21 protein-coding genes are annotated in these 23188 nt (G+C 66.0%); 15 read left to right on the top strand and 6 right to left on the bottom strand.

The genetic code is table 11. The features are described 5' to 3' along the window. Positions 1-45 precede the first annotated feature (45 nt). From ACOACQ_RS18675 to ACOACQ_RS18660, 4 genes are all read left to right on the top strand, one after another. A complete protein-coding gene (locus tag ACOACQ_RS18675) occupies positions 46-426 on the top strand; it encodes a single-stranded DNA-binding protein (RefSeq protein ID WP_420288992.1) in 381 nt (126 codons plus the stop codon). 17 nt (positions 427-443) lie between these two features. Next, positions 444-1481, top strand: a complete 1038-nt coding sequence (locus tag ACOACQ_RS18670; RefSeq protein WP_378601954.1) for a DUF4192 domain-containing protein — start codon at positions 444-446, stop codon at positions 1479-1481. Positions 1482-1491: 10 nt separating this feature from the next. Beyond that, positions 1492-1647 (top strand): hypothetical protein, encoded by a 156-nt coding sequence (locus ACOACQ_RS18665; protein WP_378602085.1) that lies wholly within the window; start codon positions 1492-1494, stop codon positions 1645-1647. 390 nt (positions 1648-2037) lie between these two features. Further along, positions 2038-2682: a DNA-processing protein DprA gene (locus ACOACQ_RS18660; RefSeq protein ID WP_378601951.1), complete on the top strand. Its 645-nt coding sequence runs from the start codon at positions 2038-2040 to the stop codon at positions 2680-2682. Positions 2683-3165: 483 nt separating this feature from the next. Here ACOACQ_RS18660 and ACOACQ_RS18655 read toward each other — a convergent pair whose 3' ends face one another. The 6 genes from ACOACQ_RS18655 to ACOACQ_RS18630 all read right to left on the bottom strand — a co-directional run bounded on the left by ACOACQ_RS18655 (position 3166) and on the right by ACOACQ_RS18630 (position 9992). Continuing rightward, positions 3166-3795: a GPR1/FUN34/YaaH family transporter gene (locus ACOACQ_RS18655; RefSeq protein ID WP_378601948.1), complete on the bottom strand. Its 630-nt coding sequence runs from the start codon at positions 3793-3795 to the stop codon at positions 3166-3168. Between the two features lie 66 nt (positions 3796-3861). Continuing rightward, positions 3862-6018 carry an acetate--CoA ligase family protein gene (locus ACOACQ_RS18650; protein ID WP_378601945.1) on the bottom strand — a complete coding sequence of 719 codons (2157 nt, stop codon included), beginning with the start codon at positions 6016-6018 and terminating at the stop codon, positions 3862-3864. Positions 6019-6025: 7 nt separating this feature from the next. Continuing rightward, positions 6026-6847, bottom strand: coding sequence for a CoA-transferase subunit beta (locus tag ACOACQ_RS18645; protein ID WP_378601942.1), 822 nt, complete (start codon positions 6845-6847; stop codon positions 6026-6028). After that, positions 6844-7755, bottom strand: a complete 912-nt coding sequence (locus ACOACQ_RS18640) for a CoA transferase subunit A (protein WP_378601939.1) — start codon at positions 7753-7755, stop codon at positions 6844-6846. Before ACOACQ_RS18640 ends, ACOACQ_RS18645 begins: the two co-directional genes overlap by 4 nt. 16 nt (positions 7756-7771) lie before the next feature. After that, positions 7772-8548 carry an SDR family NAD(P)-dependent oxidoreductase gene (locus ACOACQ_RS18635; protein WP_420288991.1) on the bottom strand — a complete coding sequence of 259 codons (777 nt, stop codon included), beginning with the start codon at positions 8546-8548 and terminating at the stop codon, positions 7772-7774. 103 nt (positions 8549-8651) lie between these two features. After that, positions 8652-9992 carry an FAD-dependent oxidoreductase gene (locus ACOACQ_RS18630; protein WP_420288990.1) on the bottom strand — a complete coding sequence of 447 codons (1341 nt, stop codon included), beginning with the start codon at positions 9990-9992 and terminating at the stop codon, positions 8652-8654. A 212-nt stretch (positions 9993-10204) separates the two neighbouring features. On the opposite strand from ACOACQ_RS18630, the gene ACOACQ_RS18625 reads away from it, so the two are divergent. The 11 genes from ACOACQ_RS18625 to ACOACQ_RS18575 all read left to right on the top strand — a co-directional run bounded on the left by ACOACQ_RS18625 (position 10205) and on the right by ACOACQ_RS18575 (position 23163). Next, positions 10205-10990, top strand: coding sequence for a phosphosulfolactate synthase (locus ACOACQ_RS18625; protein ID WP_378601930.1), 786 nt, complete (start codon positions 10205-10207; stop codon positions 10988-10990). Next, positions 10987-11937, top strand: coding sequence for a DUF7714 family protein (locus ACOACQ_RS18620; RefSeq protein ID WP_420281053.1), 951 nt, complete (start codon positions 10987-10989; stop codon positions 11935-11937). Before ACOACQ_RS18625 ends, ACOACQ_RS18620 begins: the two co-directional genes overlap by 4 nt. Further along, the gene (locus tag ACOACQ_RS18615) at positions 11934-13340 is read left to right on the top strand and encodes a class-II fumarase/aspartase family protein (protein WP_378601924.1); all 1407 of its coding nucleotides are present in this window, start codon (positions 11934-11936) and stop codon (positions 13338-13340) included. The genes ACOACQ_RS18620 and ACOACQ_RS18615 overlap by 4 nt, the downstream gene beginning before the upstream one ends. After that, positions 13321-14313, top strand: a complete 993-nt coding sequence (locus ACOACQ_RS18610) for a 1-aminocyclopropane-1-carboxylate deaminase/D-cysteine desulfhydrase (RefSeq protein WP_378601921.1) — start codon at positions 13321-13323, stop codon at positions 14311-14313. The genes ACOACQ_RS18615 and ACOACQ_RS18610 overlap by 20 nt, the downstream gene beginning before the upstream one ends. Then, on the top strand, positions 14310-15830 hold the full coding sequence (locus ACOACQ_RS18605; RefSeq protein WP_378601918.1) for a lyase family protein: 1521 nt from the start codon (positions 14310-14312) through the stop codon (positions 15828-15830). The genes ACOACQ_RS18610 and ACOACQ_RS18605 overlap by 4 nt, the downstream gene beginning before the upstream one ends. A 115-nt stretch (positions 15831-15945) precedes the next feature. After that, the gene (locus ACOACQ_RS18600; RefSeq protein ID WP_378601915.1) at positions 15946-17373 is read left to right on the top strand and encodes an aldehyde dehydrogenase family protein; all 1428 of its coding nucleotides are present in this window, start codon (positions 15946-15948) and stop codon (positions 17371-17373) included. A gap of 91 nt (positions 17374-17464) precedes the next feature. Then, positions 17465-19198, top strand: coding sequence for a PucR family transcriptional regulator (locus ACOACQ_RS18595; protein WP_378601912.1), 1734 nt, complete (start codon positions 17465-17467; stop codon positions 19196-19198). A gap of 93 nt (positions 19199-19291) precedes the next feature. Then, positions 19292-20341 carry a thiamine pyrophosphate-dependent dehydrogenase E1 component subunit alpha gene (locus tag ACOACQ_RS18590; RefSeq protein WP_420288989.1) on the top strand — a complete coding sequence of 350 codons (1050 nt, stop codon included), beginning with the start codon at positions 19292-19294 and terminating at the stop codon, positions 20339-20341. Next, positions 20329-21351 carry an alpha-ketoacid dehydrogenase subunit beta gene (locus ACOACQ_RS18585; protein ID WP_378601906.1) on the top strand — a complete coding sequence of 341 codons (1023 nt, stop codon included), beginning with the start codon at positions 20329-20331 and terminating at the stop codon, positions 21349-21351. The genes ACOACQ_RS18590 and ACOACQ_RS18585 overlap by 13 nt, the downstream gene beginning before the upstream one ends. Before the next feature lie 11 nt (positions 21352-21362). Next, complete coding sequence (locus ACOACQ_RS18580; protein ID WP_378601903.1) at positions 21363-22403, top strand: hypothetical protein; 1041 nt, start codon at positions 21363-21365, stop codon at positions 22401-22403. A gap of 91 nt (positions 22404-22494) precedes the next feature. Next, positions 22495-23163 (top strand): MEDS domain-containing protein, encoded by a 669-nt coding sequence (locus tag ACOACQ_RS18575; RefSeq protein WP_378601900.1) that lies wholly within the window; start codon positions 22495-22497, stop codon positions 23161-23163. Positions 23164-23188 lie beyond the last annotated feature (25 nt).

Genomic DNA, 23188 nt, shown 5'->3' with positions numbered 1-23188 from the left:
GTCGTCGAACGATCACCCCGCGGCAAAGTCGAGAGATTCGCACTAGTGCTAACCGACGGAGGTGGTCGAGATGAAGGTCCCGATGACGGTGCTGAGGGTCGTGACCCTCGGGCCTGCGCTGCTGGTGAGCTTCGTCCTCGCCCGTGGTGGTGTTCGCGCTGCTCCCGCCGGCGCTGGGCCTCGCCGCACAACGTCAAGGTCTACGGGTCCGCCGCCACCCACGTCCACGACACCTGCGGCTCCGGGGACCCGGTCTTCGTGCACGGCCTCGAGCGCACCGAGAGCTGGCCGGCCAAGGAGACCGGCGAGAAGCGCACCAAGAACGTCGTGGTCGTCGACAACCGCTTCGGCGAGGTCGGCATTTCGCTTAGGTACGTCTCCGCCCGGATCGAGCGTGCCGAGCGCGCCGCGGCGCAGGCCGGCTGAGGGCGGGGACGGGCCCGATGGACCTCGTCGTACAGTCCCCGGACGAACTGCTCGCCGCAGTGCCCCACGTCCTCGGCTTCAACATGGCCCGAGGAGTCGATCATCCTGATCCCCTTCGGGCCCGGTCTCCCGATCACCCGCGTCGACCTGCCCAAGACGGCACGGGCCCGGGACGAGGTCTGGGATGCGATCGCGGACGTCTACGGACGGCATGCCCGGCCGGGCGCGCGGGTCGGCATCGTGTGCATCACCGAGGACCGCCGCAGCGCCGAGCTGGCCAGCCAGCACCTGTCCACCCGGCTGGACACCGTCGGCATCACCACGCACCTGAGGTTGTCGGCCGACGGCGAGCGCTGGCGGGAATTCAACACCGGGGCCACCGGCCTGCAGACCCAGGCGACCGCCGAGCGGATCGCCGCGAAGACCGTTTTGACCGGCGCTGTCCAACCCGCCGCCAATCGGGCCGCCTGGCAGCGTCCCTGGTCGGAGACCGTGAGCCGCTCGCCCAGGTCCTCCCTGAGGCGCGCGCCGCGGCAGTCACGCGCAGCCCCAGCGGCGAGCGCGAGTGGGCCCTGGACCGACTCGAGCAGTTCCACGCAGACGGAAACCGCGTCACCGACGTCGACGGCGCTCGGATGCTCGTGGCCCTGGAGACCATCAGCACCCGAGACGCGCTCTGGGAGGACATGAGCACCCATAACACCGCATCCCACATCTCCCTGTGGACCGACCTCACCCGGCGCGCGCGGGACGAAGTCCGCGCGGCGCCGGCCTCGATGCTCGGCTTCGCCAGCTGGCTGCGCGGCGACGGGGCACGTGCCTGGTGCGCACTCGACGAGGTGCCGGCCGACCGGCCCTACTCCATGGCCGCCATCGTCGCTTCGGCGCTGCAGAACGGCCTCCATCCCCGGGAGTGGGAGCGCCACCAGACGCAGATGCGCGAGGTCGGCGCCGAGCTCGACGAGTCGTTCGTTCCGAAGCCACCCGGCCACCACAACCAGCGGGACGCCCCACGGGCTCAACCCGCCACCGACCGACCTGCCCCCGGCCGCTGAGGAGAGATCCGTGATGGACCGCGACGACACCACCCCGCAGCAGAGCGTCACCGGGCGCCAGCTGCAGCGACTGGTCGTGCCGGCACCTGCCGCATACGACCCCAGCAAGCGCATCGACGTCATCCACGAACCCGACCTCGACCTTCTGTGGGGAGGCACCGAATAGGCGCCACAACCAGCGACGTCGACGAGGCCGACCGCCTCGCACGCGTCAAGCTCAGCTGCACCATCGAGCCCGGCGACCTCCGCGTCACCGGGCTGGTCAGCGAGCTCGGGGCAAGCAAGGTCCTCGGCTACCTCGAGGCCGCCGCCGAGGTTCAGCCTCACTGGGCCTTCTCGATCGGCCACGATCTCGCCCACGTCGACCCCAGCCGGGTCCTCGAGCAGGCAGAGAGCCGCGGCATCCGGTTTCTCACCCCGGCCGACGCCGAGTGGCCCAACCGACTCGGAGCGCTGCGCGAGGCCGGCGCGCTGCACGACCGTGGCGGCGAACCTGTCGGCCTGTGGGTCAGAGGCGAAGGCGACCTCCGCCAAGGTGGCGGCCAACGCTGTGGCGGTGGTCGGATCACGAGCTGCGACCAGCTACGGCATGGAGCAGGTGAGCGACCTGAGCCGAGAGCTGACCTCCACGGGTCAGACCATCGTCAGCGGCCTCGCGTTCGGCGTCGACCAGGCCGCCCATCGCGGAGCTCTGGCCGCCGGCGGCCCCACCATCGCCGTGATGCCCTGCGGAGTCGATCGCCCCTATCCGACCGCGCACGCTCAGCTGCTCGAGGCCATCGCGCAGCGCGGCCTGGTCGTCTCCGAGACCCCACCCAGCACGGCCCACACCCGAACTCGATTCCTGGCAAAAAACAGGATCGTGGCCGGCCTCGCCGAGGGGACCGTGGTCGTCGAGGGCGCCATCCGCAGCGGCGCGCTCAACACCGCCCACTGGACCACCAACCTCCACCGGCCCCTCACGGGCATGCCCGGCCCCGTCACCAGCGCCGCCTCCACCGGAGTCAACCAGCTGATCCGTCACGGCCAGGCATCCATGGTCACGAACGCCCAGGAGGTCCTCACCGACCTCACCACGGCCACCGCCGTGGCGAGCGCGCCACCGATCGACCAATCCTACGTCCCCGCGACGCGTCGCCAGGCGCCCGACCGCGTCCCGCCGACCGCCGCCACGATGTCGCGATCCGCGCCCGGCCGGTAAGCCCCGCCCAGCTGCACCGGATGATCCGGCCCTGTGGATAGCCTGCTTTGCGTCGGAGACCCCGCATACCGTGGCCACCAGACCGGATCTCAAGCCAGCACCGCCGGACGTTCAGGAGGCACCACCGATGATCGAAGGAGCAATGCAGCCGCCGAGCGCGAGCGCTGTACGAGTCGACTGGATGTGGAACACCCAGGTCGAGCGCGTCCTGGACGCCCCCCGACCTCCTCAGCTGGGCCAGCTGATAGCCACCCAGCAGCGCCCGACCGTACGTGCAGGTGGGCGTCGATGGGCGGCTACCTGCCAGCACAGACCTACCGCGAGGAGGCCGACACAGCTGGTCCTGGGTGACCGGACCGCGAAGGCGACCCCTGTCGGAAGGTCTGGAGGCGGCCCGTGCCTCCTGTCGCCAGCCACTGGAGGCCGCGGGTTGGGTCGTCAACGAACGCACGATCGCGAACCTCGAGCGCGTCCTGCAGAAGCTCAGCGGAGCACTGGACGCCCCAGCGCGAGTGGCTTGCCGCCGGTGGCGGCCGAGGCGGCACTCACAAAGAGGTAAGCGCCTACGAGGACAAACGCGAACACCACGAAACCGGCGGTCTTCTGTAGTCCCAGAGACCCGTTTGCGGTGGCGAGCAGAACGAGCAGCAGCGCGAGGTCCACGAGCACGAACAGCAGGGTAAAAGCCAGGGGGAGCCGGAGTGTCACAAGGGTCAGCATGACGATCATCACCAGCCAGCTGATGAGGAACAGTTCCTGGGTCCTGATTGCATCGTCGGCCGCGATACCGAACCAGTTGTGGGTGAGGCCAAGGACGAGCAGTGAGTAGCTAAGCCAGAAGCCGGCGAAGACCCCGAACACGGCACCGACAACGCTCTGGCCGATCGCGGCCGCCCAGATGGCTGCGATGGTCAGCCCAAGCCCGGTGGCAGCAACCAGGATCGCCAACGAAGCTCCGGCGGCCGCTGGGGGCACGAATCCGACCAGTACTAGCCCCAGCGCGGTGGAACCGACGATGAAGGACGGCAGTCCCAGAACCGAGGGGTCCCCGGCCCAGACTGGTGCGGGTTCGACCGCTACAGGGTGGTTGAGATCCAGGTCGGACGTAGTCATGCAGCACCTCTTCTTCGGGGCACGGCCGGGTTGGCCGTGGCGCCGGAGGTCCGACGCGCTGCGACCTTATGGGCGTCGAACTGCGTCAGGCTCCGTCCTCGGAGGACCAAAGAATCGACGGTCGTTGGGCCGCCCGGGAGCAGCGGTGGACACGCGGACGTCGACGCAAACACAGCCCGCGGGCGTCGCCAGCACTGGGTTTAGTTCCAAGACGTCCAGATCACGATGCCGGACCATCAAGTCGCCCACGCGGCACACGAGCTGGGCGACGGCGGATATGTCGACCCCGGGTGAGCCACGCACTCCATCGAGGATCGCGGAGCCACGCAAGCTTCGTAGCAGCGCGTGGGCTTCCTGCTCGGAGAACGGCGCGCCCGCGAAACGTACGTCGTCCGAGAGTTCCACCAGCACGCCACCCAGGCCAACGACCACCACCGGACCGAAGGTCGGGTCTTGCAGCCCGCCAACGACGAGCTCGACTCCGGTGGCCATTGGTTGGATCAGTACCTGCGCATCGTCGTACGATCCGAGAAGTCGCCGGGCCGCGCTCCCCACCTCGTTTGCGTCACGCAGACCGAGGACCACCCCGCCGACATCGGTTTTGTGGGTGATCGACCCATGTTGCAACTTGACCACAACGGGGTAGCCGAGATCCTTCGCGGCCTCGACCGCCGACTTCTCGTCGCGACACAGGGTGCCAGGCACAAGCGGGATCCCCTGATCGGCGGCGAACGCCAGGTCGACGGCCGGGTCGTACCCGAGTCCCATGGGAAGCGTGTCCGCGCCGCGCTCGTCGCAGGTCGATCGCAGCACAGCGGGCGCGGACCGGAGTTGACCAAAGCGGACCGCATGTCCGATAGCTCGGGCGGTTCGCTCCGGCCATTCGAGAACTGGCACGCCCGAGCGCCGGAGCATGGCCGCGACGGGCCGCTGCGACTGCCTGGCGACCCAGCACACACAAACGGTGACTGGAACACCGTCACGGCGCAGAGTTTGAACGGCATCGACGAGCCGCTCTGCCACCTCATGATCAGCCGCGCGCTGCAGCAACACGGCCACCACGACGTCGACCTCGCCGGACCGGGCTAGGTCCTCGACCAGTGAGGGGTAGAGATCGGCGAAGCGCGACCAGACCGGTGTGATGTCTACGGGGTTGCGAGGACTGGCATATGAGGGGAGGTCGCGGGCCAATCGCTGCTGGAGCGTGTCCGAGAGTTCGGGTACCTCCAGCCCTTCCGCCTGGAGCAAGTCCGTCAGTTCCGTGCCGATGCCACCAGAGTTGGTCACGACGGCCACGCGGGGCCCACCTGGAATGGGTTCTGCATCAAGCAGCGCCGCGACGTCGAGCATCTCAAGCCCGGTTCGGGTCACGATGGCCCCTGCCGAGACCAACACGTCCTCCCAGACCCGCCTGCTGGTTGCGAGCGCCGCGGAGTGCGAGGCCGCTGCCCGCGCTCCGGAGGGAGATTGGCCGAGAAGCGTCACAACGACAGGCTTGTCCGGCACGAGCGCTCGAACCTGCTTCAGAAGCTCCTGCCCGGCGCCCACTGACTCCAGCAGAAGGCACGCCACCCGTGTCTGAGGGTGTGCTGCCAAGTGACCTAGAACCTCAGCTTCGTCGACATCGGACCTGTTGCCGGTCGAACAGCCGACGGCGAATCCGTATCCGTCGTCCGCGGACAGCACGGGCAGCGCCATCGCATATGAGCCTGACTGAGTTACCAGGCTGACGCCCCCTGAAACGGCGATCGATTCGCGGGTCAATGACGCATTGAGGGAAGTACCAACAACTTGCACTCCCAGACAGTTCGGTCCGAGCAGCAGCATTCCGGCCCCGCGGGCGATGGCTACCAACTCGTCCTGCAGGATTCGTCCACGCTCGCCTGATTCGGCGAAGCCGCCACTGAGCACGATGCAGGCACCAATTCCGGCTGCCGCGGCGTCGGCCACGACACGTGGAGTGGCTTCGGCGGGCACGGTCACCACCGCCAGGTCGACCGGCCCTGCCACCTCACGCAGCGAACGGTGAACGTGGTGCCCCTCGAGCTCACCACCGTGGACGTTGACCGGCACAACCTCGCCCCCGAATGACGAGAGGTTCGTCCAGACCAAGTTGCCGACGCTCCCCTCCCGTGCGGAAGCGCCGACCACGGCGACGCGCCTGGGCTCGAACAGCGCCCGCAGGGATCTTGGCCCGAACGGCTGCTGGTCACTATCCGTCATCCCATACTCAGGCGATCGCAGGCTCGGACGTGAAGGTGCGGTCGAGTTCGGCAGAGTCGAACTCACTTGCATGTACAGCAAGCGGGTCAACGGCGCGCACCATTTCAAGCTCCTCCGGCGTCGGTACGGGCACCGTGCCCAGATCCGAGGAGATTTGCAGCTCGAAGCCGGTCGAGCGCTCCACCTCTTCGAGTGTCACGTCGGGGAACAGCTGAACCAGGCGGGAGCGTCCAGCGTCGTCGTAGTGGAACACCCCGAGTTCGGTGACGAGGTGCTGTGGCCCCCCACCTGTGTAGCCGAGCTCGACCCTGCTGCCACCCGGGGAGCGATGGCCGAAGTCGGTGATGAAGTCGCACTCGCGTACGAGCGTCCGGCCGGAGCGGTGCCGGGTCGTCCAGAGCGTCAGGTTCTGGATGGTCGCCGAGATGTTGCAACCGCCGCCACCACCACCCAACTTCACCTTCAGTCGATCCAGCGGCCCGACGGCGGTGACATTGGTGTTGCCGTAGGGGTCGATCTGGCCACCGGAGAGAAACATCCGGTCGACTTCGCCTCGGCAGGCGGCGTCGAAGAATTCTTCGAAGCGCATGCTGTAGGCCGCCCCGTATTTCAGGGCATGGTCGTTGCTGGTCGGCGGCACAAAGGGCGGGTCCGGGTTGACGGCGTACATCGCCCCCTCGATCAGGAGCATGTTCGGCGCGTGCGTACGGCGGGCAACGTGCATAGCCACTTGCGCGCAAGGACTCCCGAACCCGTGGAAGACGACCTCACGGTCAGAGATCGTCCGGGCCAGCGTGACCACGAACCACTCAGGCAGTGTCCAGTTCATGCGAACAGTTCCTTCCACTCCTCGATCGAGTGCGACCATGACATCAGTCGGTCCAGCCGGTCCTGGCCCAGCGCCGCACGGTAGGCATCTTCGCCGCCGAGTCGCGTTACCCAGTTCGTTAGGTATTCCTGAGCCGTTTGGGTCTGTCCGGCCGCCGCTACGTACGTCGCCAGGTGTTGCCGGTCGTAGGCGTACCCGGGGTAGCAGGAGGTCGGGTGTGCCCCGAACGGAACCTCGACCACGACCGATACGCGGTGTCCTGGAATGGTGACACCGGTCGCCACGACCTCCTCGGTCGTGACCAACCGGTCGACCGTCGCCACGACCTGTCGAGCAGCACGGGCGAAGTGTTCGTCGAGCACGTAAGGCTGCTCCAGGTGCAGATTTCCAGCCCGATCGCCAATCGGGGCGTGGATCAGGGCAACGTCTGGCTCAAGCGGCGGTACGGCGACGAGTGTCTCCCCGGTAAACGGGCACACTGTCTCGGCGTACTCAGGGTGCATTCGACGGATGTCGGTCCCCTTCACTCCGCGAACGGGGAGGAAGGGGAGGCCCATCTGTGCCGCGCGCAGTTGGGTCAGCATCGTTACACAGCAGGTCTCGCGAATCTCCAGCTCGCCTGCCTCCGCCGCGCGCCGGTAGGAAGGGGCGAGCCCAAGGTCCTGTTCGAAGCCCACATAACTCTCTTCGCAAACCGAGACTGCGCCCGCGGCGACGAGAAGGTCGACGTCCATGCCGTGGGCAGAGCCCACGACGTGCAGGTTCCGCCGGCCGAGCCTTACCAACTCTCGGACGAGGGCCATCGGAAGCCGGGAGGACAGGCCGCCGCCCAGCGCCACCATGTCCCCGTCGCGCACTCGGGCAGCGGCCGACGGCAGATCGCCTACTTTGTCCTGATCGACGAACATCGCGCTCCTTCTTCCTTCATTGGCTGGTCATTCCGCCGTCGACCGTCAGCACTGAGCCGGTGACGAAGGCCGACTCGCTCCCGGCGAGGTACAAGGCGGCGGCTGCGATGTCCTCAGGCTGGGCAAGCCTGCCGATGGGGTACTTCACGAGCGTCATCGCAAGTCCGCGTTCCAGGTCTCCGTCGCCGCGCGCCCTTAGGAGCGGTTCCATCAGCGGGGTGTAGACCGTGCCCGGCGCGATGACGTTGACGCGGACGCCTCGTGGTGCCAGGTCCACCGACATGGACCTGGTTAGCGCCAGCACCGCACCCTTGGCGGCGCAGTACGCCGCGAAGTTCGCCACACCCACGATTGCGGCGACCGAGGCCTGGTTGATGATCGAGCCCCCTCCAGCCGCCAGCATGCTCGGCAACACGGCCCGAGAAGCAAGGAAGGTTCCTTTGGCGTTGATCGCCATACAGCGGTCCCAGTCGTCCTCGTCGGCGACATCCACGGCACCGGTACTGGCGACGCCGGCGTTGTTGTAGAGCACGTTCACCGGACCGAGCGACTCCACCAGTGTCCGAACAGCTGCGCAGACCTCAACATCGACCGAGACATTCGCCGCAACGGCGATGGCCCGTGCGCCCTTTGCCGTCAACTCGTCAGCGACCCGGGTCGCGGCAACTCGGTCGACGTCGAGAACGCCAACCGCCGCTCCTTCGGCCGCAAAGAGGTGGGCTGCGGCACGGCCGATCCCAGCCCCACCACCAGTGATGAGGGCGACCTTGCCGCTGAGCCTGCCGGTCAACATGCGATGGACCTGTACTCCAAGCCGAGTGCCCTTACCAGAAGGCTCTCCATCTTCAGCGTCTCGAGCGTCGGGCTCCCGATGCCATGAGCGACGACCACACGGTTCATAGTCCGCGGCTCCCGGCGACGGCTGACGGACGGTTCGCCTCACGCTGGGCGGCCTGGGCCACCTGCGTGATCGGGTCGTAGACAGGGGAGAAGGGAGGCGCATAGGCGAGATCGAAGCCGGCCAGGTCATCGACGGTCGAGCCGGAGTGCAACGCCGCTGCGACCACATCGATCCGCTTGGCCGCGCCGTCGGCTCCGACGATCTGGGCTCCGAGGATACGTCCACCGCGTTCGTGGACCAGCCGAACATGCATGGCTGCCGAGCTCGGGTAGTACTTTGCGCGCGTCTTCGCGGACACATCAGCAGCGACAGCATCTAGGCCTGCGGCCCTGGCCTGCTCGAGCGAAAGCCCTGTGTGTGCGACCTCGAGGTCGAAGACCTTGACGACGGCTGTCCCCACGACACCAGCGAAGGCTGCGTCCCCACCGGCTGCGACGATGCCCGCGACACGGCCGGTCTTGTTCGCGGCGGGCCCGAGCGGCACGTACGACGGTGCGGCCAGGACTCGGTGGTGGTGCGCGACGCTGTCGCCCGCGGCGAAGACACCGGCGTGCGACGTCTGCATTCGTTCGTTGACCAGCAGTGCACCTGCCTGCGATGTTGCGAGGCTGGCAGCAGCGAGTAGGCCGGTGCGGGGACGTACGCCGAGCGCGAGTACGACAAGGTCTGCAGTCAACTCGTGGTCGTCTAGCTCGACGACCACTGCGTCGGTGCGCAGTTGGAGCCCTCGGAGGCTTGAACCGAGGTCCAGTTGGACGTGCTTTCGCACCTCGACCTCGACGCGCTCCGCGATGACCTCGTCGAGCGTTGACATCACGCGCGGTAACCGGTCCACGACAGTCGTTTTCACACCCCGGTGGGCCAAGCAGTCCGCGACCTCAAGACCCACGTAACCCGCGCCGACGACGACGGCTCGGGCCACCTCGGGGAGCCGGGCACGCAGAGCCATCGCGTCATCGAGGCTGCGGACCGTTACGACTCTCGGGTCTTCGGTCCGGAGCGTCGGTGGGACGATCGGTTCAGCGCCTGCTGCGTAAACCAGCGTCGAGAATTCCAGGGTCTCGCTGTCTGATGTTTGTGCCGTGCGTTCATTGAGGTCGAGTGCCACGACCTCGACGGAATGGCGCAGGTCGATGCGGCGATGTTCGATGAACTCGGTCGGCGGATGCGCGATCAAGGAGGCGGCGTCCGCGACCAGGCCGGCCAGATAGTAGGGAATGCCACAGACACCGTAGGCGGAGTAGCGACCTGACTCGAGGACGGTTATCTGAAGGTCCGGGTCTGTCCGGCGTGCCGCGGAGGCGGCCGACATCCCGGCCGCACCTCCGCCGATCACGAGGAGGCGCTCCGCTGGGTTGCGCCGAAGATGGTTGGACACCCGGCCAACCTAGGGAGGGTGATGCCGATCGACCCATAGCCTAAAAGGGCGAACAACCGCTGGTTCTTTGCCCTCTTGGGCCGGGGTGGACCCCGGCGATCAGGCCTAGCGTCCCGTTGAGTCAGCGTCAATCACGACGTGACGAGCGCGACGCAGGAGGAGACGATCGGATGTACCCACCCTCATTCCTGGCAGTTCCTGGACGTTCAGGGAAACCGCGCGTTGCGGGCCTAACGCATATGCTCGACAAGGGACTGGGCGTCATCGCGACTCGCGAACTGCTTGAAAGTCACGTGGACCTGGTCGACATCGTGAAGATCGGCTGGGGTATCGCCTACGTCGACTCCTCGGCACAGCGTCGCATCCAAACGTACGCTCGTGCAGGGGTCCCAGTCTGTTTGGGCGGCACGCTTTTGGAGATCGCCGCGGCCCAGAACCGGGTCGATGAGTTGCGCGTCTGGGCCCTCGAAATCGGCGTCTCCATGATTGAGGTTTCCAACGGTCTCGGTGTGCTCGATGCGGACCGAAAGAGTCAGCTGATCCGCACTCTTAGTGCCGACTTCACGGTTCTCGCAGAGGTCGGAAGCAAGGACGACCGCCCACCGGTTCTCGCCGCTTCTTGGGCGGCAGAGATGGAGCGTGACCTGGAGTCGGGCGCTGCCTGGGTGATCGCGGAGGGACGTGAAAGCGGAACGGTTGGGCTCTACGGTGCTGACGGCCACGTGCGCGAAGACCTCATCGCGAAGCTGACTTCGCGAGTACCCGTTGATCGTATGATCTTCGAGGCGCCCCAGAAGGCGCAGCAGACCTGGTTCATCCGGTCGCTGGGACCTTCGGTCAATCTCGGCAACATCGGCCCCGACGACCTCGTAGCCCTAGAGACGCTCCGGCTCGGCCTGCGCGCCGACACCGCACTCGTCGGGTCGTTGATGCTTGGAAGCTCGTCACGCCGGTGATACCGCTGCCCATCCCGAATACGATCTCGCGTCCTTACCGGGGGCTGTCGCTGCAAGACGTCGAAGTAGACCTAGACGACACCGACGCGGTGACTGCCTTTCTGATGGGCCGCGAGGTCTATCGACGCACCCGGTGGCTGCTGTTGCGCAACGACGCACGGCTGGCTCTGGTCGAGGTGCGTACCGCAAACGAAGCGCCGTTGCTCGCTCCGGTGGTGCAATTGCGGGTCCTATCCGGCCCTGCCCGTACCACCTGGCTTGAAGACGCGACGGTCGACGTCGGCAGTGCGACGGCCCTGGCCAAGGCGGTGGAGCTCGCGCTGAGCCCGGATGTGGACGCTTATGCCGTGCAGGGTCGCTATGAGCATGTCAACGTCATCTGGCGGCCCGAGCCGGTACGGGTGACTGTCACCGAGGTCATCCCGCCCGAGCCGGCGAAGTTGTACGAGATGGCCCGCGCAGCCGTCGCCTTCGACGAAGATCTCCCTCCCATCGATCTGGTGCTCGACGCCGTCGACATCCGCGAGCTTGCTCGTGAGCACCGCGCTCCGGTCTACCTGCTCCCGTGTCGGGGCTCTGGCGTCGACTTGCCCGGTGACGTCGCCTTTCTCGACACGCATCCGCCCGCACGGGAGGGCTGGCTGTTGGTGGGCTGTGGACGCTCGCAACAGTTCCACCGACACTTCTACGGTACGGACGCACGGCAGGTGGATTTCTGCCCGAGCATCCGCGCCGCTGATCACCTCACCGGTCGAGTTCTCACTAAGTGCTGCATGCTGGAGCGTGGCGTCGAGCGTCATGGGGATCGGGTGGTCGTACCTTGGGGCTCGACGCTCGATGAGGTGCGCCTCGCCCTGCGTCTGCTCAATGGCCTAGGCCCGGTCGCCGAAACCGGCCCCCTCGGCTCGGCCCGCACCGTGCCAGTCGCGGGAATCGAGGGCCTGTGAGTGCGCACCTGACTGACTCCGAGGTCTATGGCCACTTGTGGGCCTCGCCCGAGGTGCGCGCGCTGTTCACCGACGAGGGCCGGACATCCGCGTGGCTGGACATCCTGGCAACACTCGCCGAGGCGCAGGCGGATACCGGCCTGGTTCCGCAGGCCGCAGCGGAGGCGATCCGTCGCACCGTGACCACATGGCGCCCCGACATGGCCGAGCTCGGCGTCCGAACGCGGGAGACCGGCCACTCCACCATGGGACTCATCCAGATGCTCCAGGAGGTGCTCCCCAAGGAGGCCGGCGAGTGGGTCTACTACGGTGCAACGGTTCAGGACCTGACCGACACGTGGTTCGCCCTGGTGATGCGGACCATGACGACGCTGCTTCAGCGCGATCTCGATCGCGCCCGAGGAGCCGCTGCTGCGTTGGCCAACCGCCATCGCAACACCGTCATGTGCGGCCGCACCCACGGTCAGCCAGGGCTTCCCATCACCTTCGGTTTCAAGGCGGCGGTGTGGGCGGCAGAGCTCGACCGACACCTCGACCGGCTCGAGGAAGGCAGGTCCCGGCGCGAGCTGGTGCAGATCGGCGGCGGTCTGGGCACGATGGAGTTTTGGGGTGGGGAAGCCGAGTCGATGTCCGTCGCCTTTGCCAACCGGCTGGGGCTCGCCATACCGACTGTTCCGTGGTTGACCGCCCGCGATGGCGTAGCCGAGTTCCTGTCCTTGCTTGCGCTGGTAACCGGGACGATCGCGAAGATCGGCGACGAGGTGTACGAACTCCAGCGCGACGAGATCGGTGAACTGCGTGAGCCACTCACGGACGGCACGGTGGGCAGCATCACGATGCCGCACAAGCGCAACCCCGAGCTTTCCGAGCTGGTCAACACGCTGGCACGGCTCGTGCGTGCTGCTGCGTCATTGGCTCTGGAGGGAATGGTCCACGGGCACGAACGGGACGGCCGGGCGTGGAAGACCGAGTGGCTGATCATTCCCGAGGCCTGTATGTACGCAGGTGCGAGCGTCGCTGCTGCCATCCGGCTGCTGGAAGGGCTTGAGGTGGACGCCGACAGGATGCGCGCGAACCTCGACCGGCTGGGCGGCTACCCGATGTCCGGGCCGGTCATGCGGGCTCTGTCGGACAACATCGGCAAGCACACGGCCCAGCGGCTCGTGCAACAGGCGGCGCGTGAGGGTCGCGAGCGCGGCGTTGACCTCCGGACGGCTTTGGAATCCGCGTTGGCCTCCGCTCCGGGGCTGGCGCTGGACTCGGCCGAGCTAGATCGGCTGCTGGATCCGGACCAGGCCTTGGGCTCAATTCCTCGGTTCGTTGACGCCGTGGTGGGTCAGACGGACATGTTCACCGTCGGTGACCCAAGCGGAGGAGGGGTCGATGAGTGCGACGGCCTTTGAAAGGATAGTGCAGCGGCTAGCGCGGGTGCGGCTCGCGTGCCTGCCAACTCCCCTGCACGCGGCCCCCCGACTGTCGGAGGAGTTGGGTGTCCCGATCTGGTTCAAGCGCGACGATCTCACCGGGATCGGTCTGGGCGGCGCAAAGGTGCGCGCGCTCGAGTTGATCCTGGGCGACGGCCTGGCTCGTGGGTGTGACGTCCTCGTGACAGGGTCCGGGCCGCATTCCAACTGGTCGATGCTGGCGGCGCTCAGCGCCCAGCGCTGCGAGATGGCGTCGGTTCTGTGCTTCTACGGCGATCCTCCGCCGGACGCGACGGGGAACCTGCGCCTGGCTCAAGAGTTCACCGGAGCGACGGTGATGTTTTCTGGCGACTCCGCGCGGTCGTCGGTCGATGCGCTCATCGAAGAGGTCGCCGCCGACCTTGAGAGACGTTCACGCCGACCGCTTGTCCTTCCCCGCGGCGGTGCCGTGGCGCTCGGTAGCGTGGGTTTCTACCTCGGTGCCCGCGAGATCCGCGAGCAAGCGGATCGCATCGGGTTGCAGACTCCGGTCGTCTGGCTGGCGACCGGTTCGTGCGGCACTCAGGCCGGGACTGTCCTGGCAATCGCGACCGGTGAGCTGGACCGGGTGGTAGGCGTAAGTGTCAGTCGGCCAGTGGCCGAGTGCGTCAGGAGGGTGCAGGACCTCGCCATCGGTGCCGCGGGCCTGCTCCAACTACCCGCTCCTGACTCTGCTTCGGTCGATGTGCGCGACGCGTGGATCGGTCCCGGATACGGAGTCCCCTCCGAGGAGGGGAAGGCCGCAGCGGCACTCGTGGCCAGGACCGAAGGGGTCCTCCTCGATCCGTGTTTCGGGGCCAAGGCCATGGCCGCGCTCATTGGGAGTGCAAGGGCGGGCGAGGAGAAAGGACCTGTGGTGTTCCTGGTCTCCGGAGGCGCGCCGACTCTGTTCGCAAAAGAGATGGCACTGTGACCGCAGCGATCCCCGAGGGATACCTCGGAACCTCAGGACGTATATCCGAAGGACCTGCACCCGAACTGATCGAAGCTGGATATCGGCTTGAGCTGGGCGATGCCGAAATGCTGCACCATGGCCTTCACCTCGCCGACCTGGCACACGTGATCTCGCTGGACCGGCAGCGGCTGATGCCCGAGGCAGCGGCGCCTGCCTTGCTCACCCAGCTGCTTGAACTCGGCGAAGTGACCTTCGCTGATTTCCAGTTCGATGTCCGACTCGGCGACGCGTACAACAGTCGCGAGCAAGAACTAGTCAGGCGTGCGGGCGATCTCGCAGGTTGGGTCCATCTTGGCCGCACCCGCCGAGAGGCTGGTCGGATCGCGTTCCGGCTGTCCCTGCGCGACCAACTTCTCGACCTTGGCGATGCAGTGGCGGCGTTCACTGACGTTGTGGCGGATAGGGCAGTGTCAGCCGCCGAAGTCGTTTGGTCCGACCTCACCTACCTGCAGCCGGCGCAGCCTTCGACCTTTGGTCACTACCTGGCGAGCTTCGCTGAGGAGGCAGCGCGACACCTGCCACGTCTGAAGGCTGCGTACGTATGGGCTGATATCTCGCCGGCAGGCTCGGGTGGGGTAGGCGGGACCCGCATGAGCCTTGATCGAACAGGCCTTGCAGATCTCCTCGGGTTCTCAGCTGTCGGGCGCAACACCAGGGACACGATGTGGAATCTCGACGGGCTCGTGGATGCGGTGACAGTGGCCGTCCAGGCCACGCTGACCGCATCGCGTTTGGCCGAGGATCTGCAAATCTTCGCGAGCCCAGGGTTCGGATTGGTGCAGCTCCACGCCTCACACTGTCGGGCCTCAGTCCTGATGCCGCAGAAGCGCAACCCCTACGCCCTCGCCGTGATCAGGGCTGGGGCGGGCACATTGGTCGGTCGGCTGACCGGCTTGCTGACAACGTGCCGTACGCCGTCTGGCCAGACTGACAACTGGCTTCACACCTACGGCGAGGTGACCTCCTCGCTGGCACTGGCCACCCGGCTGTTGGCGCTGGCCCGAGCGGTGGTGGAGCGACTGGAGTTGGACGATGAGGCGCTCGCGCAGAGTGCTCATGACGAGCAGACTGCCGCTACCGACCTGGCTGACGCGATTACTCGCTGCACCGGGGTGGATTACCGGACGAGCTACCGGATCGTCGGCCGAGCTGTGGCAGTTAGCCTCGCGACGGGACACGGGCTGTCAACTGAGTCGGTCAACGAGGCGGCCGCGGCTGTCACTGGCAGTGACAACTTGTTGCGTGATGGGGCTGTCGATGTCGCGGCGATCCTCGATCCGGTCCAGGCGGTCTGTACCCGCCAGGAGTTGGGCGGCTGTGGTCCTGCTCAGGTCCGACAGGAGATGAGGGCGCTGCGCCCGGAGGTGAAGCTGCACCGAGATTGGCTAAACGCACGCCGGACCGCCCATCGAGAAGCCGAGACCGCCCTGGTGTCGGCGGCCCGGGCGGTTGTTCGCGCCGGTACCGAAAGCTAGGTGGCCATCTTGGTGCGAGCATGCTGCGGACGTGTCCTCGGAGGTCCGCGAATCGAGGGGCTTTCGTCCCGTCGGGCCGGTTCGTTGTCCGGCTCGGAAAGTGCACGATGCAGTCATGACCACCACTCTCGCCACTAAGCCAACCGCACAGGACGACGCGGACGAGGTCGCCCGTGTTGTAGCCGCCGCTCGTGCAGCCTCCGAGAGGATCGCGGACTGGGACCAGGATCGGGTCGACGGCCTCGTGACAGCGCTTGCGTGGGCCGTTGTCCGCCCCGATCACGCGCAGGCGCTGGCCCGCCTGGCCGTGGACGAGGGTGGCTTCGGAACCTATGAGGACAAACTGATGAAGATTCAGCGGCGGGTGGTCGGCCTGCTAGCCGACATGCGCGACGTACGAACCGTCGGCGTGGTCGAGGAACTCCCGGAACGGGGCTTGGTCAAGATCGCGAAACCTGTGGGTGTGGTGGCGGCTCTGATTCCCACCACAGGTCCGGATGCGACCCCCCCGATGAAAGCGATGATGGCTTTGAAGGGCCGCAACGCGATCATTGTTGCTCCACATCCGCGGACCCGGAAGACCAGCGAACTTGCAGTCGAGTTGATGCGTGCCGCTTGTGCCCAGGTAGGTGCGCCAGAGGATTTGGTGCAGAGCCTTCCTTCTCCTTCGATGGGAAAGACCACTGCTCTCATGCAGCAGGCCGACCTGATCGTCGCCACTGGGGGTGCAGGCATGGTCAAGGCTGCTTATAGCTCCGGCACCCCGGCATACGGTGTCGGCGTGGGCAACTCGGTGCACGTCATCGACCAGACCGCGGATCTCGACGACGCCGCCGAGATGATCGTGACTGCGAAGACCTTCGACCTGGCGACAAGCTGCCTGGCCGACAACTCGCTCGTGATCGAGAGCACGGTGTACGACGCACTCATCGGCCGCCTCCGGGCTCGGCACGGCCACGTGTGTAGCCCTGACGAGAAAGCTGCTCTGCAGCACGTGATGTGGCCTGATGGAGGAGAGATCCCGGCAATCGAGGTGATCGCCAAGCCGGCCGCGACGATCGCTGAGCTCGCCGGCTTCGTGGTGCCTCCGGAGACCGCGTTTCTCGTGGTCGAAGAAGACGGCACCGGCCCGGCGCACCCGTTCTCCGGGGAGAAGCTCTCCGTCGTCCTGGCGGCCTACAGCTACACGGGCGGCATCGATCAGGCGGTCGCCTTGGTCAACGCGATCACGACCTACCAGGGCCTGGGACACACCTGCGGCATCCACACGTCCCGCGACGCGCACGTCGAGGCGCTCGCAGCTGGTACCCGCACGGCACGCGTGATGGTGAATCAGAGCCTCAACGAAGGCGCCGGCAGCCCGCGCAACGGACTGCCGTTCACGCTGAGCCTGAGCTGCGGAACCTGGGGCGGGAACGTCACCACGGAGAACGTGAATGCGCGTCACTTCGTGAACCTGACCTGGGTCTCCCGGCCAATCCCGCCCCGCGTGATCGACGAGCAGGACCTGTTTGAAGCTCACTGGGAACGCAACGGACAGTAGGCTCCTCGTCCCAGCGGGACACAGAATGGCTGCTTTCTAGTCCAGATAGGACGGGTCACGCGCGTCGTGGCGGAGGTAGCCTGACCCTGAGATGGACCCGACACAGGCGATCCCAGAGCGGGGTCATGCAGCCGACAGCGGCGGAGGCGTATTTGACTTGTCTCCGGTCGCTTTGCGAGAACAACTCACCAACATGCGAGGGCTGTTGGTGTTGTCGATCTTGATGACCGAAAGCCCCGACGAGGACCAGATCCTCAATCTGGCGACGTCGTCTGCATCCTCGTTTGGATCATGGCGGGTCCATGCGTTCGCCTTTGTCGATGAGGATGTGCTCTGGACTGCCCGAGGCACTGCGCATCATCGGCAGCGGATCCCTGAGGACCTCGCGGTCGCACTCACGCGATTAGAAGAAATGGGGGGCCGGTTGTCGTGGCCTGTCGCGCCCTGGACCTATGCCACTCCAATGCGAACTCCAGGCGGGATGCTTGGGCACCTCATCGCATCCGCCGACCAACCGCCGAGTCAGGAGGAGGGGTTCCTGATCAAGGTGCTCGCCCAACAGACCGCCGTGGCTGCGTCGAACGCCCGACTTCGGGCCATCGAACGTCAGCAGACCGTCGAACTCGAGTCCGCCAACGCAGCGTTGGAACAGACCGTGGCGGACTTGCGGCGCGGCACTGAGATTCACGCCCGACTGACGGCAGCTGTCGCGTCGGGCGAGGGGTCGAACGGCATCGCCCAGATTCTGCACGAATTGTCGGGACGTCCTGTCGCGATCGAGGACCGCCATGGAAACCTGCGCGCGTGGGCTGGGCCGGGCGAGCCAACGCCGTACTCGAAGTTGTCAGCGCAAGAGCACGAGGTCTTGGTGCGCAAGTTGGGGTCCCAGCCCGGATCCCTCCGTCACGGTGGACGAATCGTTGCTATGGCCTCGCCTCGACCAGGGGTCGCGGGGCTCATTGCACTCGTCGACCCAGAGGACTCGTGCGACGCGGCAGACATCATGGCGCTCGAGCACAGCGCCACTGCGCTCGCCGTTGAACTCGCGCGGGTTCGGGGTCTTGCGGACGCAGAGATCCGGCTGCGCCGCGATCTGCTGCACGATCTGCTTGCAGGCATCGACGACGAGAGCGCCTATGCCCGTGCGGATGCGCTCGGCTACGACCTCGGGTCCGAGCACAGGGTGCTGCTGGTTGACTCGCCCAGCTCGGCAGGAAGCGAGGACGACATGCTACACGCCGTGCGTCGGGCGATGCGCGAGGTCGGGATCATTGGCTTGCTCGGCACTCTCACCGGCTCGGTCGTCATCGTCACCAGCGGTTCGGGGGACTGGGAGCCTTTGCGTGAGGTCATTGTCCGAGAGCGAGGGGGTCGCCAATGCAACCTGAGCGCAGGTAGTGCCCGCCAGCGCCCCTCAGAGGTACCAGAGTCTCTGCGTGAGGCGCAACTGGCCTTGCGCCTCCTTCAGGTCTTGGGAGGAGCGCCACGCTCAACCGAGTATGACGACCTGGGGGTGTTCCGTATGTTCGCCGCAATTCCCGAACTAGGACACGTGGACGCCTTCGTCCGCACCTGGCTCGGGGCGCTCATTGACTATGACGCGGGCAAAGGCGCCGAACTCCTGCACACGCTTACCGTCTATCTGGCCGAAGGCGGTCACTACACCGAGACGGCGAAGGCGTTGATGGTGCATCGCAGCACCCTCAAATACAGGTTGCAGCGGATTCGGGAACTGACCGGGTTCGACCTCAACGACCCCGAGACCAACTTCAACCTGCAACTCGCAACGCGCGCCTCGCTGGTGCTGCAGGCCGTTCACCACTGAGTGAGCACTGCCCCCAGTGGGGCGGACGTCCCGCTGACTTTCGCCCCTGCAGGACGGTGCGACACGGCTCCACGCGTGACTACGGTCACACAAGTGGAACCAACAGTCGACACTAGGACGGGCCGAGTGACTCAGGAAACCGTGGCAACGAGAACACTCGAGGACGGGGAGGTCCCCAACGTCGAACTCTTCCAGAAGGTCGTAAACATCCGCCGATTCCTGGAGAAGGTCGATGCCCTGTACCGCCAGGGACGGGTGCATGGCCCGGCACACCTTGGCCTGGGCCAGGAGGCGATCGCAGTCGGCGTTGGTTCACTTCTGCGCTCCGGGGACCGTTCGATCGGGACCTATCGGGGTCACGCCCACGCCCTCGCCCGCGGTGCCTCGCCAGAGTCAATCCTGCGCGAACTACTCGGCCGTGAGGGCGGGATCTGCGCCGGCAAGGGCGGCTCGATGCACATCACTAGCGTCGAGCATGGCTACTACGGCTCCTACGCCATCGTCGGTGCTCACCTGACTATCGCCAACGGGTTGGCCTGGGCGGACCAGATCCAGGGGAACGATGCGGTTACCGTCTGCTTCTTCGGCGACGGGACGGTCAACATCGGGGCCTTCCACGAGGCGCTGAACTTGGCAGCGGTATGGAAGCTCCCGATCGTATTCGTCTGCGAGAACAATCAGTACATGGAGTACACCCCGATCTCGGCGATGATCCCAACCGCGCGTCCCGCTGCGGACAAGGCAGCCGCCTACGGAATGACCCCGATCGTGGTGGACGGGAACGACCTCACCGAGGTGCGTCGCGTCATCGGGGCCGCGATCGAGGACGCGCGTTGTGGCCGGGGGCCTGCCCTCGTGGAGGCCGACACCTACCGCCTGAAGGGACACTCGGCGGCCGACGCCGGGAAGTACCGTCCCGCCGAGGAGGTCGAACGGTGGCGCTCCCGTGACCCGCTCCTGGTCTACCGGGAGCAGCTGATCGCTGCGGGACTCCTCGATGAGTCGGCGGCGGAACAGATCTGGACCGACGCGCGAGACGAGTTGAACGCGCTGACCGAGGCGGTCCTAGAGGCGCCTCCACCGGACGCGTCGGGAGTCTGGACCGACCTATGGAGCGACGGGAGTTCGTCGTGGCGCAACTGAGTTTCCGCAACGCGGTGCGCGACGCACTGGCGCAGGAGATGCGCAGAGATGAGCGTGTCATCGTGCTGGGCGAGGACGTTGCCATCGGCGGTGTCTTCAAGACAACTGCCGGTTTGCTTGATGAGTTCGGCCCGCGGCGAATTTGGGACACGCCGATCTCCGAGCAAGCGATCGCCGGAGCGGCTATGGGTGCCGCCATGGCCGGGCTGCGACCCATCGCAGAGATCATGTTCTCCGACTTCTACGCCACGTGCTGGGATCAAGTGGTCAACGAGATCGCCAAGACGCGATACATGACCGGCGGACAGGTCGCCATCCCGCTCGTGCTGCGCGGAGCCAACGGCTTTGGCAGCCTGGGATTTGGAAGCCAGCACGGTCAGGCATGCGAGAACTGGGCGATGACGGTTCCTGGCCTCAAGATCGTTTCCCCCGCCACCCCGGCCGAGATGAAGGGCCTCTTGGCGGCTGCCATCCAGGACCCAGACCCGGTGCTGGTATTCGAGCACAAGGCGCTCTACGGGGCTGTCGAGGAGGTGCCTGAGGGCGATCTGGTCATCCCGCTCGGCTGTGCGCGGACTGTGCGCACCGGTCGGGACGTCACGCTGGTCGGGCTCTCCATCACGGTGGTGACTTGCCTGGCGGCCGCTGAGCAGCTCGCTGCCCAAGGCATCTCCGCTGAGGTGATCGACCTCCGTTCCCTTGTCCCGCTGGATGCACAGGCGGTCCTCGAGTCCGTCGCCCGCACCCACCGGCTCGTGATCGCCGAGGAAAACCCCGGTCAACTGGGGTGGGGTGCCTCACTGAGCTCGATTGTTGTGGAAGAGGCGTTCGGTGAGCTCGCCGGACCACCGGTCCGAGTCTCCGGCGGAAACATTCCCTACCCGGTGGCCAGCGTGCTCGAGGCGGAGGTCGCGGTAACCCCAGAGCGGGTCGTGCGAGCGGTCCAACAGGCACTTGGCATCTCGGCACCCACCACGGTTGCGGTCCCGCAGCCTGCAGCAACCAACTGAGGAGTACGAGCATGAAAATTCGGGAAGAAGAAGTCTTGCTGCCAACGTCGGCTGTCTCCGCGTTTCCGCGGCCGCACTGGCTACAGGGTCGAGTACTCGGCTCGCTGAATGAGCCGGTCTACCGCAGCCACAACGCGCGAGTTACCTTCGAGGACGCGACGAAGATCTGCGCCCACGAGCAGGAACAGGCCCGCCTCGACATCCTCTGTGACGGCGCGCAGTACTACGAGTGGGAGGCCCCAGGCTTCCAGTTGGAGCCGATCTTCCATTTCATCCCCGAGAACCTCGGCGGGTTCCGGCCCTACGGCCCTCCCGGTGACGGAGCGAAGTACGCGCCGTTCTACAAGGCAGTGGTTGCCGAGAAGATTGAATGGAAGCGCCCCATCTTCGAGTCGGTCGTCAACGCCATGAAGCTCGCTACCGACCGGCCGTTCAAGGTCGCGTTCCTCGGCCCTGCGCAACAGAGCATCATCGTGGACAACCAGTTCTATTCCGATCCGGTTGATGTCGCGCGCGACCTGGCGATTGCGATGAACCACGAACTGAAATACCTGGCGGGGATGGGCCTGGAGGCTGTGCAACTGATCGACGTACTTGCTCCGTACACGCAGGAGTCGTGGCAGATCGAGGTGCAAGAACTGATGTTCGACGGTGTGGAGGTCATGAAGTTCTGGCATGTCTGCTACGGGAGCGTGGATGGTCAGCGGGACGTCTTCGAGGCGAAGACCCGCGACATGATGCCGTTGTTCAAGGCGTCCCCCGTGGACGTGATCCAACTCGAGAGCTGCAGCTCCGAGTTTGGCGAGCTGGAAGCCTTCCGTGACTTCCCAACCGACAAGGTCCTGGGTCTGGGAGTAGTCGACGCCAAGAACACGATGGTCGAGACCCCTGAGGTCATCGCCGAGCGGATCCGGAAGCGGCTTGAAATCGTGCCGGCCGACAGGCTCCTGGTGTCCCCCGACTGCGGGCTTGGTTACTTCTCTCGCACCACGGCCTACGCGAAGCTACGCTCGATGGCAGCGGCGGTCGAGATGGTCCGGAGCGAACTCTAAGGCGATGCCCGTAAGTCGCACGCAGACCAATGGGAAACGTGCAGCGGGATTCAGGTGCCCCCGCGGCGACCCGGCTCAGAATGGAGATGGGATGACGAACACCGACGACTTCTTTCCTGCCGGTGCAGGCATGGCTGCGGGGGACCACCTGTGCGGTTTCTACCGCAATGACCACGAACGTGACGCGATCGTGATCCCCTTCATAGAAGAAGGTCTGGCCGAGGGCGCGTCGTGCACCTGTGTTGTGGACAGTTGTACCCCGACACAGGTGCTTGACCGGCTGGCTCAGGACATTGACCTCGCCCCGCACCTTGACGCGCATCACTTGGAGGTTTTGACGGCAGACGATACTTACCTGAGTCGCGGGACGTTCCTGGTTGAGGAGATGCTGCAGTTCTGGGAGTCAAAGGGCCGTGCTCTGTGGGGCGACACCGTCCCCGAAGCTCCAGTTCGCAACCTGGGAGACATGAGCTGGGCGCACCGAGAGTCGGTCTGCTTCGAGTCGCTGATCAGTTACGAGGCCGAAATCAATCGGATCATGCGCGACTTCCCGCAGATCAATCTATGTCTCTACGACCTTAACCGATGCTCGGGGGAGGTGGTGATGGATGTGTTGAAGACTCATCCGAAGGCGCTACTGGGGGGAATGGTGATCGACAACCCTTACTACATCGACGCCGACGAACTCATCAGCAGCCAGCCAAGCCAAGCATCGCCAGCCCCCGAAATGGCGGATGCTCAGACCGCGGCAGGTAAGTGACCACGCCATCTGCATGCCTGAAGCA

Origin of the sequence: Nocardioides sp. CPCC 206347, assembly GCF_048654605.1 — a bacterium.
Lineage (GTDB): Bacteria > Actinomycetota > Actinomycetes > Propionibacteriales > Nocardioidaceae > Nocardioides.
The sequence above is the reverse complement of the archived record's forward strand: the minus strand, read 5'-3'. Positions and strand labels throughout refer to the sequence as shown.